Origin of the sequence: Amycolatopsis sp. WAC 04169 (assembly GCF_003947535.1) — a bacterium.
In the GTDB taxonomy this organism is placed as follows: domain Bacteria; phylum Actinomycetota; class Actinomycetes; order Mycobacteriales; family Pseudonocardiaceae; genus Amycolatopsis; species Amycolatopsis keratiniphila.
Window position 1 is genome coordinate 603,759 of record NZ_QHJI01000006.1, and the last position, 12,887, is coordinate 616,645.

A 12,887-nucleotide genomic window follows, 5' to 3' on the forward strand; every position below is an offset into this window, starting at 1 on the left:
GCGGCGCCTCAGCCGAGCCGCGCGAAGATCTCCCGGACCTCGGCCAGCGCCTCATCGGGTTCCACGTCGCCGTCTTCATACCAACCGAGGGCGGCCCGGTACTCGACGATCGCCTCGGGGGTGAACTCCTCGCCGAACCGGTATTCGCCGAGGCAAGAGATGAACCCCGACTCGGTCAGCGGGTCCAGGCCTTCCCGGCGGCAGTGCTCCAGGAAGCCTTCGGCCTGCGCCCACCGCTCGCCGTCGAACCAGAACACACCACAGGCGTAGTGGATCGCAGCTCCCGTCTCCGCATCGACGAGATTCATGGACTCGTAGTTCCCGGGACGGTTCCGTACCAGCGTGACGAGGTGTTCGGGAACGCCGCCGTAGAGCGCTTCCTGCACCGAATAGTCCTCGACCACGGACAAGTTCAACCTCGACTCGTGGTCGAAGGTCAGCAGCAGCGCCTGCTTGTCCGGCGTGAAGTACCAGACCGCCGACTCGCCGCCACCGTTGTTCCAGGCGTACCGCACCGCGCCGTCGACCTCGATCGGCTCGATTTCGGTGACCGCGTCGATCACCGCCGCACGACGTCGTACCTCGTCGAGGGAGGTCGCACCGAGCGCGGCCCAGATCTCTTCGCTCACCCGCGCAGGCTACCGGTACGCACGTGGCCGATCCGGATCCGCTGCGGGTGGTCGCCGACCGGGACGGACTTCACCTTCGCACCGGTCGCGAAGTCGATCGCCGTCACCTGGTCCGATCCGCTTTCCGAGATGACGCAATGCCTTCCGTCGCCGCTCACGGTCGCCCAGTACGGCTTCGCCGCCGTCACGAGCTGCGCCTCCCGCAGGCTCGCGCGGTCCACAATGGTCGCGTAGTCGTCCATGGTCCCGGCGACGCAAACCTTGTCGCCCGCCGGGCTCATCGAGAGCCCGTGGTGCCGCGAGTCGTTGACCCAGGTGGTGCGGTCCTCGCTGGTCGCCGGGTTCTTCGGCAGCGTCTTCGACCGCGTGATCCGGTCGGTGGCGACGTCGTATTCGAGGAGGCCGTTGAAGAACGACACCTGGAAGTACAGCTTCGACTCGTCGGGGGTGAAGGCCACCGGCCGGACGGCGTCGGAGAGATCGCCGCGCCCGAAAGCGTCCAAACGCTCACGCATGTCGATCACCTTCACCTGCTGGAAGGTGGTCGCGTCGACGACGGTGAGCCGCCGGTCGCCCTTGGTGAAGTCCTGCCACGGCGCGTCGAGCGCGGTGTTCACCTCGCCGATCGAGCTGTTCCAAAGGTACCGGCCGCCGTCGGTGTAGGTGTTCTCGTGCGGTTTGTCGCCGGTCTTGAACGAGCCGCGCTGCCGTCCGGTCTCGATGTCGAGTACGTGGACGGTGTTCGACGTCGAGGCCGACACCGCGATGCTGCGGCCGTCCGGCGACACGGCCATGTGGTCGGAGCGAAAACCCGACACCGGGAACCGCCAGTTGACGCGGCCGGTGGCGAGGTCGATCGACACGACGTCGGCGAAACTCGGGCGCGACGCGACCACCGCGCGGCCGTCCGGGGTGGTGTAGAGGTCGTCGACGAGCTGGTCGTGTCCCTCGCCGACGCCGTTGCGGATCCCGAGGAAGAACGCGAGCTTGATCGGGTTCAGGTAGATCTCGGTGAGCCGTTCGTCCTTGTCCGGCACCATGTTCACGCGCGCGATCTTCGCGTAGTCGCCGGAGGGCGCGATGACGTCCGCGGTCCCCTCCCAGTTGTTGCCCACGAACAGCACCTGCCGCAGGCCGTCTTCCGCCGCGGCGGAGGACGCCGAGCCCAGTGCCGCGGCGAGGCAGGTCACGAGGACGGTGGTCAGCAACCGGCGTTTCCGCATCACGCGCACCTTTCGGCGAGGGCCTGTTACCTTTCGGTAGCTCACAGGAAACCAACCGGCCGGACACCCTCGGTAGGGGACGGTCGCCAAGGACCGCCGGCTTCGTTGTGCACCGCGCACAATCCGCGCGGGAAGGCGGTGGCGATGGCGCACCGGTCGCTCCACGACGTGCTGGCCACGATGGCCGCCGACGCCGATGTCGTCGACGAGGTGGTCCGGGCGGCCCGCACGGAGTCGCCGGAAGTCGCGACCCTGCCGGTGAGCGAGAACCGGCGGCACGTCGCCATCGTGCTCGCCGCCGGGCTCGCCTCCTTCGACCGGCCGGGCGGGGCCGGGGAGCAGGACTACGCCGCGGCCGCCGCCGTCGGCGCGGACTGGGCCGCGCAGGGCGTGCCGCTCGCCGCGCTGCTGCGCGGGGTGCAGGCGGGCCGCAGCCGCGCGGTCGAGATCGCCGTCGAACGCGGCAAGGCGGCCGGGGTGCCGGACGACGTCATGCTGGCGGCACTGGTCGACTTCGACCGGAACACGCGCGCGCTCGAACGGCAGGTCATCGCCGGGTATCACGAGGCCGAACTCGAACTCTCCCGGACGGTGCACGACAGCCACACCCGGGTGCTGCGGCGGTTGCTGGGTGGCGACACGACGGCGCCTTCGGCTGAGGAGGTCGCGAACGCCGGGCTCAATCCGGGCGGCCGGTATCACTGCCTGCTCTCCGACGTCGGCGATCCGTACCAGGCGCGGGTCGTCGAACGACGGCTCGGCGCGACGGGCGGCGTCTTCGGCCTGGTCGACGGGCGGCTCACCGGGCTGGCGCCGCGGCTTCCCGCTGCGTCGGCGCTCGGTGACGACGTCCTCATGGTGGTCTCCCCCGCCGTCCCGCTCGCGGAGGTCCGCGGGATGCACGCGCTGTGCGTGATGGCGCTGCCGACGGCCGCGCGGTCCCGCGGTCTGCACGCGGTGGCCGATCTGGCCGTCGAGACCGCGCTCGCCGCCCAGCCGGGACTCGCGGCGCTGCTCGGTGACACCCTGCTGAGCGCGCTGACGCCGGGCGATCCCTTCCACGAGCAGCTCGTCTCGACCGCGCTGGCCTACCTCGACCACGGGCGGCGGCTCGACCAGACGGCCGCGGCGCTGCACGTCCACGCGAACACCGTGCGGTACCGGCTCGCCCGGCTCGGCGAGATCACCGGTGCGTCGCTCGACCCGCCCGAAGACGACGGCGGGGCGCATGTGCGGCACACCGTCGGCTGGTGGTGGGCGCTGCGCACCTGGCGCTCGGGCTGAACCGCCGGAGCCCGTCGTCCGTGTAACCCGATGAAGGCTTCTCCACCCGGAAGGAATCCGCCTTGTCGGTTTTCACGCGCCCCGCATTGGCCGGCCTGCCGGGAGACCGGACGGCCGCCCGCGAGATCGCGTCCAGCGCGGCGACCACCCTGTCCGCCGTCCTCGTGCTGTTCGCGCTGCTCGCGCCGGACGACCTCGACGCGCTGACCCCCGAGGCGTTCGTGCGGTTGCCGGTGGAGGCGTTGCTCGGGGTGGCGGTGGTGCTCATGCTGCGCGACGGCGCCCGGCGGGTCGTCGCGGTTTCGGCGGGCGCGATCCTCGGGCTGCTGACCGTGTTCAAGGCCATCGACATCGGTTTCGGGCTCACGCTGAACCGGCCGTTCAACCCGGTTTTCGACTGGGGTGTGCTCGGGAACGGCGTCGATCTGCTCGGCACGTCGATCGGCCGGGCAGGCGCGATCGCGTCGTTCACCGCGCTGACGCTGCTCGCCGTGGTGGTGATCGTGCTGATGTCGCTGGCCGTGCTGCGGTTGAGCCGGGTGGTGGCCGGACGGCGCACGGCGTCGACCAGGGTGACGGCCGTGCTCAGCGTGGTCTGGATGGCGTGCGCGGTCTCCGGCGCGCAGCTCGCTCCGGGGCAGCCCCTGGCTTCGCGCAGCGCGGTCGCCTTCGCCTACGACGACCTCCGCCAGGTGCGGGCCGGCATCCGGGACAGGCAGGCCTTCGCCGAGGAAGTCGCCGTCGACGCCTTCCGTGACACGCCGTCTTCCGGACTGCTGAACGCGTTGCGCGGCAAGGATGTGCTGTTCACCTTCATCGAGAGCTACGGCCGGGTGGCCGTCCAGGACTCGGACATCGCGCCCAAGGTCGACGCGGTCCTCGACGCCGGGACCGCGCGGCTGAAGAACGCAGGCTACGGCTCGCGCAGCGCGTTCCTGACGTCGCCGACGACGAGCGCGGGCAGCTGGCTGGCGCATTCCACGTTCCAGTCCGGGGTGTGGGTCGACAGCCAGCACCGCTACGACGACTTCGTGAAAACCGACCGGTTCACCCTCGGCGGTGCGTTCAAGCGCGCGGGCTGGGAGACCGTCGGCGTTGTTCCCGCGCACACCGAAGACTGGCCGGAGGGCAAGGTCTACGGCTACGACCGCTACTACGACTCACGGAACATCGGGTATCACGGCCCGCGGTTCTCCTACGCCACGATGCCGGACCAGTTCACGCTTTCGGCTTTCCAGCGCGCCGAACGCGGGAGGCCGGACCGTCCGCCACTGATGGCGGAGATCGACCTCGTCACCAGCCACTGGCCGTGGACACCGCTCCCCCGAATGATCGACTGGGCCGCCGTCGGCGACGGATCCGTCTACGACCCCATGCCCTCGCAAGGGAAAACGCCCGAAGAGGTCTTCACCGACCCCGCCAAGGTGCGCGGCGCGTACGGCGACTCGATCGCGTATTCGCTGGACTCGCTCATCTCGTACGTGGAGACGTACGGCGACGACGACCTCGTGCTCGTGTTCCTCGGCGACCACCAGCCGAACCCGATCGTCGCCGGCGCGGGCGCGGATCACGACGTCCCGGTCACCGTGGTCACGCGGGACAAGGCCGTGCTCGACAAGGTCGCGGCGTGGCACTGGCAGGACGGCCTGAACCCGGACCGGAACGCGCCGGTGTGGCGGATGGACACGTTCCGGGACCGGTTCCTGACCACTTTCGCCCGCTGAAACCCCGCATTCAGAGGACTAAATGCGGGTGGCGTCGCGATACCGGTCGGCCAGCTCGCGCAAGTAGTCGACCAATTGCTGAGGTTCGGTGACCCGGAAAGGGGCGTTGAGTAGTCCTAAGTGGACGGCCATCGTCTCGATGCTGTCCGCGCCGGTGTGCAGGACGCAGGTGTTCGCGTCGACGGCCTCCACCGTCCCGACGGCCGGGTTGATCCGCGCGGTCACCTCTTCGGCGGACGCGTGCACGGTGACGTCGGCGCGGTAGCGCCAGGCGGCGGACGACACCCCGCGCCGAACGCGGTCCGTGACGTCTTCGGGCAGTTCGCGCGCGGTGAACCGCGGGCCGGTCGGGACGCGCGGGGTCAGCCTGTCGACCCGGAAGGTGCGCCAGTCGCCGCGGTCGAGGTCCCAGGCGACCAGATACCAGCGGCGTCCCCAGTTCACCAGGCGATACGGCTCGACCTTGCGGGTGCTTTCCGAACCGTCGTGGGTCCGGTAGCCGAAGCGCAGCACCTCGCGATCCCGGCAGCAGGCCGTCAGCACGGTGAGCGTCTCGGCGGCGACGCGCGGGCCGGGTTCGTCCCTCGGCACCGGGACCGTGTACGCCTGCAAGGCGTTCACGCGGCGGCGCAACCGGGACGGCAACACCTGCTCCAGCTTGGCGAGCGCGCGCAACGATGTCTCCTCCACGCCCGCGATGGTGCCGCCTGCCGCGGTGCGCAGGCCGATCGCGACCGCGACGGCCTCCTCGTCGTCCAGCAGCAACGGCGGCAGATCGGCGCCCGCGCCGAGCCGGTAGCCGCCGACGGAGCCGCGGGTCGCGTCCACCGGGTAGCCGAGCGCGCGCAGACGCTCGACGTCGTTGCGGATCGTGCGGGCGCTGACCTTCAGGCGTTCTGCCAGTTCAGTGCCTGTCCAGTCACGGGGAGTTTGCAGGAGGGAGAGCAAACGGAGTAATCGTGCCGAAGTTTCCAACATTTCTTCAGGCTGCCCCTCCATTAGGAACGGGATGTTCCTAATGGCACTCTACCTTGGTCTCATGAACGAAAACACCGAGATCAAGCCCTTCCGCGTCGAGGTCCCGCAGGCCGAACTGGACGACCTCGCCGACCGTCTGGCCCGCGTCCGCTGGGCGAACGAGCTGCCCGCCGACCAGGTGACCGACGGGGTGCAGCGCGGACCGGTCACGCCGGGCTGGGAGTACGGCGTGCCCCTGGAGTACGTGCGACGGCTGGTCTCGTACTGGCGCGAGGGCTACGACTGGCGGAAGTGGGAGGCGAAGCTCAACGCGTACCCGCAGTTCACCACGGAGATCGACGGGCAGAACATCCACTTCCTGCACGTCCGCTCGCCGGAGCCGGACGCGACGCCGCTGATCCTCACCCACGGCTGGCCGAACTCGGTGTTCGAATACCTCGACCTGATCGACCAGCTGACGGACCCGCGTTCCCACGGGGGCGACGCGGCGGACGCGTTCCACGTGGTCATCCCGTCGCTGCCCGGGTTCGGCTTCTCCGGCCCGACACGCGAAAAGGGCTGGAACCGGTACCGCACGGCCCGGGCCTGGGCCGAGCTGATGCGCCGCCTCGGCTACGAGCGCTACGGCACGCACGGGAACGACGCCGGTTCGTTCGTCGCCCCCGAGGTCGGCCGCGTCGACGCCGAGCACGTGCTCGGCGTGCACGTCACGCAGCTGTTCTCGTTCCCCAGCGGCGATCCGGCGGAGTTCGAGGGCATGACCGAGAAGGAACTGGAGTACATGCAGTTCCTCCAGTCCTTCAACGACGACATGTCCGGCTACGCGAAACTCCAGGAGAGCGCGCCGCAGAACCTCGCGCACGCGCTGGCCGACTCGCCGACCGGGCAGCTGGCCTGGAGCGCGCAGCTGCTGTCGGCCACGAGCGACGACCACGTGCTCACCAACGCCACGCTGTACTGGCTCACCAACACCGCGGCTTCGGCGGCGCGGTTCTACTACGAGGACAAGCACAGCGAGCACCCGGCGGAGCCGACGACCGCGCCGACCGGGCTGGCCAGCTTCGCCTACGACTTCCGGCCGCTGCGGCGCTTCGCCGAGCGGGACCACGCGAACATCGTTTCGTGGCAGGAATTCGACCGCGGCAGCCACTGGGCGACGCAGGACGCGCCGGATCTGCTGGTGGGGGACCTCCGGGCCTTCTTCCGCAAGCTGTCCTGAGCACCGCACTCGCGTGATCGAAGGCGGAACTCGCGTGATCAGAGGCGAAACACCCGAGTGCGGCCTCCAATCACGCGAGTCACGTCCCTGATCACGCGAGTCACGCCTTCGTTCACGCCACACCAGTCCGTGAAGGCCTCCTTGAGGGACTCTGGGTCCCTCAAGGAGGCCTTCACGGACTTCGGATCAGCAGGTACTTAAGGCACCTTTGGCCCCAACCGTCCGTACCACTCACGAGGTCACTCGGCCATGCGGTGCAACAGGAAGATCCCGTTCAACAGCGGCCGGTCCAGCCGCTGCCCGTCGGTCGCCACGTACTCGTCGAGGATGTCGAGGATCCGGTTGTCGAGTTCGGTGACCTCTTCCGGCGAGAGATGCAGCGCGAACCGCTCGACCACCCGCACCGAACCCGGCCCGGCTTCGCGGAGTTCGTCCTGGAATGCCTCGATCGGCCCGAACCGGGTGTCTTCGTCCTCGCCGTTCAACGGCCCGTCCAGCCACCAGGTCTTGCCGGCACTGCGATAGGGCTTTTCGAGCGCGCCGCTCGACCCGGTGCGCACCGGGGCCTGCTCCAGCAGACCGGCCTCGACGAGCTGCCGCACGTGATAGAGCACCGTGCCGGGGTCCTTGCCGAGCCGGTCGGCGAGTTCCTTGTTGGTCAGCTCCCGCTCGCCGCAGAGCCGGAGAATCCGCAACCGCAAGGGATGACCGAGCGCCTTGGCCTCCCGCGCGGTCGCTTCGCGCCGCCTGTCCGCGACCCTCGCGGCGACCTGATCGTCCATGGGCGCAGCGTAGCCGACCGATGGAGAAGACAGACATCGATGGAGTTTTCTCAATCAATGTGCGATCCTCGATCGGTGGCCTCACTGGGGACCGCCTACCGGCGGCTGTGGAGTTCGTCGGGGCTGTCGAACCTGGCCGACGGGATCGTCAAGGTCGCGCTCGGCCTGGTGGCCGTCCAGTTCACCCGGTCGCCGTCGCTGGTCGCGGGGCTGGCGGCCGTGTCCTCCTTGCCGTGGCTGGTGTTCGCCCTGCACGCCGGGGTGCTCGCCGACCGCGTCGACCGCCGCCGCGCGATGCTCGCCGCGAATCTGGCCCGCGCGGCGCTCGTCGCCCGGTTCGCGGCGGCGATCGCGCTGGGATCCGGGTCGATCTGGCTGCTCTACGTCGTCGCGCTGGGACTCGGGATCGCCGAAACGGTCCACGACACGGCCGCGCAGGCGATCCTCCCGCAGATCGTCGGCCGCGACCGGCTGACGCGGGCCAACAGCCGGCTCTACGCCGCCGAACTCACCGCCAACGAATTCGCCGGCCCGCCACTGGGCGGTTTCCTCGTCGCCGCCGGCGCTTCCGTCGCGTTCGCGGCGCCCTCGGCGCTCTGGATCGTCGCGCTCGCCGCGCTCTTCTTCGTCCCCGGCTCGTTCCGCGCCGATCGGCCGCGGGGCACGAGCGTCCGCGAAGATCTGGTCGAGGGCCTGCGTTTCCTTTGGGAGAACCGGATTCTGCGGATCCTGGCGATCATGGTCGGCGGGTTCAACCTCGCCACGAGCGCGGTGATCACGCTCTTCGTGCTGTACGCGGTGGGCCCGTCGTCGGCGATGGGGCTGTCCGCACAGGCCTACGGATTCCTGCTCGCGGTCATCGCCCTCGGCAGTCTCGCGGGGTCGTTCGCGGCCGAGCGGATCGAACTCGCGCTCGGCCGCTCCCGCGCGCTGGTGCTCAGCCTGCTCACCGGCACCGCCTTCGCCGGGATTCCCGCGGTGACCACGGATCCGTACGTGATCGGCGCGGTGTTCTTCCTCGGCGGCGCCGGGGTCGTGCTGTGGAACGTGATCGTGGTTTCGCTGCGGCAGCAAATCATCCCGGACCATCTGCTGGGCCGGGCCACCAGCGGCCACCGGCTCGTCGCCTGGGGGACCAAACCGCTGGGCGCGGCGGCGGCCGGGCTGCTCGCGGAGGTCTTCGGGCTGCGACCGGTGTTCGCGGGGGCGGCGGCGGTGATCCTGGCGCTGGCGCTGCTCACCCCTCGCGAGTGGTGAGCACCGACTGAACGGCCTCCGGGGTCCGCCCGACCACGGTCGTGCCGTCGTCGGCGGTGATGATCGGCCGCTGGATCAGCTTCGGATGCGTCGCCAGCGCCTCGATCCACCGGTCGCGGTCGGCGGGAGTGCGCCCCCACGTCTTGAGTTCGAGTTCCTTCGCGATCGGCTCGGTGGTGCGGGTGATGTCCCACGGCTCGAGTCCGAGCCGCTTGAGGACGGCCTTCAGCTCCTTCGCCGTCGGCGGCTCTTCGAGGTACTTCCGCACGGTGTACTCGGCCCCCGCCTCGTCCAGCATCGAGACCGCGGACCGGCATTTGGAACACGCCGGGTTCACCCAGATCTCCATCCGGGGCCACCTCCCTTCGAAAAGTGCTCACTCGATGAGCACTTCACTTCCGATGATGGTCACAGACATTACGACGAAAGGAACCCCGGTCATGGACGAGACCACCTTCAGTGCCGCCTCCCCCGCCGAGTGGCGTGCCTGGCTCGCCGAGAACGCCGGGACCGAAAAGGCGGTCTGGCTGGTCATCCGGCACAAGGACAGCGGCGTCCCCAGCGTCCGGATCGAAGAGGCGATGGAGCAGGCGCTGTGCTTCGGGTGGATCGACGGGCTGCACCGCAAGAACGACGCCACCAGCTCGCGGCTGCGGTTCACCCCGCGCAACCCCCGGAGCACCTGGAGCCGCGTCAACCGCGAACGGGCCGCCCGCCTGATCGCCGAAGGGCGGATGACCGAACGCGGCCAGGCGATGATCGACCTGGCCAAGGCGAAGGGCCGCTGGCAGGTCGTGCCGGACGGCGACGGCGTCCCGGAGGACCTGCGCGCCCGGCTCGATGCCGACGACGCCGCCCGCACCCACTTCGAGAAGTTCCCGCCGTCGTCGAAGCGGCTGATCCTGGAATGGATCCTGACGGCGAAGAAGCCGGAGACCCGGGAGCGGCGGATCGCCAAGACCGTCGAACTCGCGGCCGTGAACGTCCGCGCGAATCACCCGGTCCGGTGACTCAGTTCGGTTCGCACCGGGCGACGAGGAGGGCGATGTCGTCCTGCGCCGGGATGTTGCCGACGAGCGCGGCCATCACGCGCGCGCAGACCACATCGGGCTGGTCCGCGGAGATCACGCCCGCGAGCCGCTGCAGGCCGACGTCGATCAGCTGGTCCCGGCGCTCGACGAGCCCGTCGGTGTAGAAGGCGAGCACGGCACCGGGCGGCAGTTCGACGACGGTTCGTCGGCGCTTCGGCCCGGTGACCCCGATCGGCGGATCGACCGGCGCGTCGACGAACGCCGACGGCCCGCCGGGCGGCGCGAGCACCGGCGGCAGATGCCCGGCCAGCGAGATCGCCATGCTGTCGCGCGAAGCCGTCACCAATCCGTACACGACGGTGGCCAGCGAACCCGGCTCGAAATGCTGCACCTTCCGGTCCAGTTTGGACAGTACTTCCGCCGGGTCGTCCGATTCGAGCGCGTAGGCGCGAAGCGCGCTGCGCAGCCGTCCCATGATCACGGCGGCGTTGAGGCCGTGCCCGGCGACGTCGCCCATCACGATGCCGAGCCGTCCGCCCGGCAGCGCGAACAGGTCGTACCAGTCACCGCCGACCCCGGGTTCGGTACCCGGCACGTACCGCGCGGAGAACTGGATTCCCGGGACGGCGGGCAGCCGCGCGGGCACCAGGCTCCGCTGCAGCGCGGCCGCCGCCGCGCGATCGGTCGACGAGAGTTCGATCTGCGCCGCCAGCGCGAGCCGCGCGGCCACCAGCTGCAGCAGTTCGATGTCGGTCTCGGAGAACTCCCTCGGCGTCAGCGACCCGACGTGCAGGACCCCGATCAGTTCGTCGCCCGCGACCATCGGCACGCCGAGCAGCGTGCTCAGCCCCCGTTCCCACAGGAGCGAGTTCACCACCGTGGTCTCGTCGACGTGGTCGATGACCACCGGACGGCGCTGCGCGGCGACCTTGCCCGCGAAGCCGGCGCCGACGGGCACCCGCACGTCCTGATAGACCTCTTCCTCGATCCCGGAAGCGGCGATCGCCAGCAGCTGCTGGGCCGACGGGTCGTGCCGGAGCACCGTGGCGGTGTCGACGCCGAGAACCTCGCGTACGCGCGCCAGGATCGTGGCCATCACCTTGTCCTGGCCGAGGCGCCCCAGCTCCGTGTCGGTGATGGCTTCGAGCACCTGGAGCCGGTCGGCGGCGGTCGGGGTCTCGGGCATGCGCAGAGCCTAGCCAGCCCGGTCGGCGGCCACCGCCCAGCCCGCCGCCAGTCCGTCGAGGTCAGCCGCCAGTACGGCACTCGGCGGAATGGCGTCCCGCGGGACCCGGCAGGCGAGCGCCGTGCCGAGTCCGGCCATCCGGATGACGCCGTCGATCAGCGCCTCCGGCTCCTCCTGCCAGTCGAACCCCGGCTGGGCGATCAGCAGGCTCACGCAACCGTGCATCGCCGACCAGAGGCCCATCGAGAGGACCTCCGGTTCGCCGCGCAGGATCCCGGCCCGTACGCAGGCGGCGGTCGCCTCGGCGAGATACCGGAAGCAGGCGACCGCGCCGGGCGACGAACCGCCGGAGGGACGCATCAAAAGCACGCGGTACTGGACCGGATGGTCGAGGGCGAACCGGGCGTACACGCGTGCGCGTCGGCTGAGCGCGCGCATCGGATCGGCGACCTCGACGGCGTGCTCGCGCATGCGGCGGGCGAGTTCGTCCCACACCCGCAGGCAGACCGCCTCCAACAAGGCGTCCCGGCTGGGGAAGTGCGCGTAGACCGACGGCGTGGAGACCCCGGTGCGGCGCGCGACGGCCCGCAACGTCAGCGCCTCGTCGGTGCCCGCCTCGCCGAGCAGGGCGTCGGCGGCGGACAGGATCTCGCCGCGCAGCCTGTCCCCTTCACCCGGCCGCGCCTTCGTCCGCTTCGCGCCCATGCCGTGATGCTGCCAGCATTGACTTGACACCGTCAACTTGACGGTGTCAGCTTGGCGGTATGGCGCATTTCCGGACCGCGACCGCCCTCCGCCGCCGAGGCGACGACCCGGTCTTCGACACCGAGCTCGATCCACAGTGGACGATCGGGACGAAGCTGCACGGCGGCTATCTCCTCGCCGTGCTCGCCAAGGCTGCCGCCGAGGTGTCGTCGCATCCGCATCTGACCGCGATCAGCGGCTCGTTCTCGGTGGCCCCCGAGCCCGGCCCCGCGGTCGTCGAGGTCGAGGTGCTGCGCGAGGGCCGCGGCCTCACCCAGCTGCGCGCCCGGCTGAGCCAGGGCGGCGCGCCCTGTACCGAAGCGCTGATCACCCAAGGCGTCCTGACCGACGGCGACGCGTGGTGGTCCGGAGTGGACCCGGTCGAGATCCCGCCGGAGCAGGACTGCCTGCCCGTGCCCACCGACGGCGGTGGCGGCTTCCGCATCGGCCTGATGGACGTCGTCGAGCAGCGCCTCGACCCGGCCGCGGCGGGTTTCGCGGTGGGACAGCCGTCCCGGAAAGGCGTCATCTCGTCCTGGCTGCGGCTCGCCGACGGCAGCGACTGGGATCCGGTGAGCCTGCTCGTCGCGCTCGACCCGGTACCGCCGATCTCCTACGACCTCGGCATCGCGGGCTGGGCGCCGACCGTCCAGTTCACCGCGTACCTGCGCGGGCTCCCGGCGCCGGGTCCGGTGCGGGTGCGGATGCGCGCGGGCGAACTCGGCGGCGACCGGATGGACGAGGTCGCGGAGCTTTGGGACGAAAAGGACCGGCTCATCGGGCAGGCGACCCAGATCGCCGCCGTCCGACTCCCCTGAACCACCCGAAAG

General features: G+C 70.3%; 13 protein-coding genes. 6 read left to right on the plus strand and 7 right to left on the minus strand.

The window, feature by feature from the left end; translation table 11 throughout:
- Positions 1-8: 8 nt before the first annotated feature.
- Together DMC61_RS18725 and DMC61_RS18730 are read right to left on the minus strand one after the other, a co-directional pair.
- Positions 9-629, minus strand: coding sequence for a hypothetical protein (locus tag DMC61_RS18725; protein WP_125690357.1), 621 nt, complete (start codon positions 627-629; stop codon positions 9-11).
- The gene (locus tag DMC61_RS18730) at positions 626-1,852 is read right to left on the minus strand and encodes a YncE family protein (protein ID WP_125690358.1); all 1,227 of its coding nucleotides are present in this window, start codon (positions 1,850-1,852) and stop codon (positions 626-628) included. Before DMC61_RS18730 ends, DMC61_RS18725 begins: the two co-directional genes overlap by 4 nt.
- Positions 1,853-1,996: 144 nt before the next feature.
- On the opposite strand from DMC61_RS18730, the gene DMC61_RS18735 reads away from it, so the two are divergent.
- Both DMC61_RS18735 and DMC61_RS18740 read left to right on the plus strand, forming a co-directional pair.
- Positions 1,997-3,136: a CdaR family transcriptional regulator gene (locus tag DMC61_RS18735; RefSeq protein ID WP_125690359.1), complete on the plus strand. Its 1,140-nt coding sequence runs from the start codon at positions 1,997-1,999 to the stop codon at positions 3,134-3,136.
- A gap of 62 nt (positions 3,137-3,198) precedes the next feature.
- Positions 3,199-4,860, plus strand: coding sequence for a sulfatase-like hydrolase/transferase (locus tag DMC61_RS18740; protein ID WP_125690360.1), 1,662 nt, complete (start codon positions 3,199-3,201; stop codon positions 4,858-4,860).
- A gap of 18 nt (positions 4,861-4,878) precedes the next feature.
- Here the strand turns inward: DMC61_RS18740 and DMC61_RS18745 are convergent, their stop codons facing one another.
- Entirely contained in the window at positions 4,879-5,838 is a 960-nt protein-coding gene (locus DMC61_RS18745) for a YafY family protein (RefSeq protein ID WP_125690361.1), read from the minus strand.
- 61 nt (positions 5,839-5,899) lie between these two features.
- Between DMC61_RS18745 and DMC61_RS18750 the strand changes: the two genes are divergently transcribed.
- Positions 5,900-7,057: an epoxide hydrolase family protein gene (locus DMC61_RS18750; RefSeq protein ID WP_125690362.1), complete on the plus strand. Its 1,158-nt coding sequence runs from the start codon at positions 5,900-5,902 to the stop codon at positions 7,055-7,057.
- Positions 7,058-7,296: 239 nt separating this feature from the next.
- On the opposite strand, the gene DMC61_RS18755 is transcribed toward DMC61_RS18750, so the two are convergent.
- Entirely contained in the window at positions 7,297-7,839 is a 543-nt protein-coding gene (locus DMC61_RS18755) for a transcriptional regulator (RefSeq protein ID WP_125690363.1), read from the minus strand.
- A gap of 75 nt (positions 7,840-7,914) precedes the next feature.
- Between DMC61_RS18755 and DMC61_RS18760 the strand changes: the two genes are divergently transcribed.
- Complete coding sequence (locus tag DMC61_RS18760) at positions 7,915-9,096, plus strand: MFS transporter (RefSeq protein ID WP_370456417.1); 1,182 nt, start codon at positions 7,915-7,917, stop codon at positions 9,094-9,096.
- Here the strand turns inward: DMC61_RS18760 and DMC61_RS18765 are convergent.
- Positions 9,077-9,445, minus strand: a complete 369-nt coding sequence (locus tag DMC61_RS18765) for an arsenate reductase family protein (protein WP_125690365.1) — start codon at positions 9,443-9,445, stop codon at positions 9,077-9,079. The genes DMC61_RS18760 and DMC61_RS18765 overlap by 20 nt on opposite strands.
- Positions 9,446-9,536: 91 nt before the next feature.
- Between DMC61_RS18765 and DMC61_RS18770 the strand changes: the two genes are divergently transcribed.
- Positions 9,537-10,106: a YdeI family protein gene (locus DMC61_RS18770; protein WP_125690366.1), complete on the plus strand. Its 570-nt coding sequence runs from the start codon at positions 9,537-9,539 to the stop codon at positions 10,104-10,106.
- A 1-nt stretch (position 10,107) separates the two neighbouring features.
- Here the strand turns inward: DMC61_RS18770 and DMC61_RS18775 are convergent, their stop codons facing one another.
- Positions 10,108-11,313 (minus strand): PP2C family protein-serine/threonine phosphatase, encoded by a 1,206-nt coding sequence (locus DMC61_RS18775; protein ID WP_125690367.1) that lies wholly within the window; start codon positions 11,311-11,313, stop codon positions 10,108-10,110.
- A gap of 9 nt (positions 11,314-11,322) precedes the next feature.
- Positions 11,323-12,018, minus strand: coding sequence for a TetR/AcrR family transcriptional regulator (locus DMC61_RS18780; protein WP_125690368.1), 696 nt, complete (start codon positions 12,016-12,018; stop codon positions 11,323-11,325).
- A 59-nt stretch (positions 12,019-12,077) separates the two neighbouring features.
- On the opposite strand from DMC61_RS18780, the gene DMC61_RS18785 reads away from it, so the two are divergent.
- On the plus strand, positions 12,078-12,875 hold the full coding sequence (locus tag DMC61_RS18785) for a thioesterase family protein (RefSeq protein ID WP_125690369.1): 798 nt from the start codon (positions 12,078-12,080) through the stop codon (positions 12,873-12,875).
- The last annotated feature ends 12 nt before the right edge of the window (positions 12,876-12,887 follow it).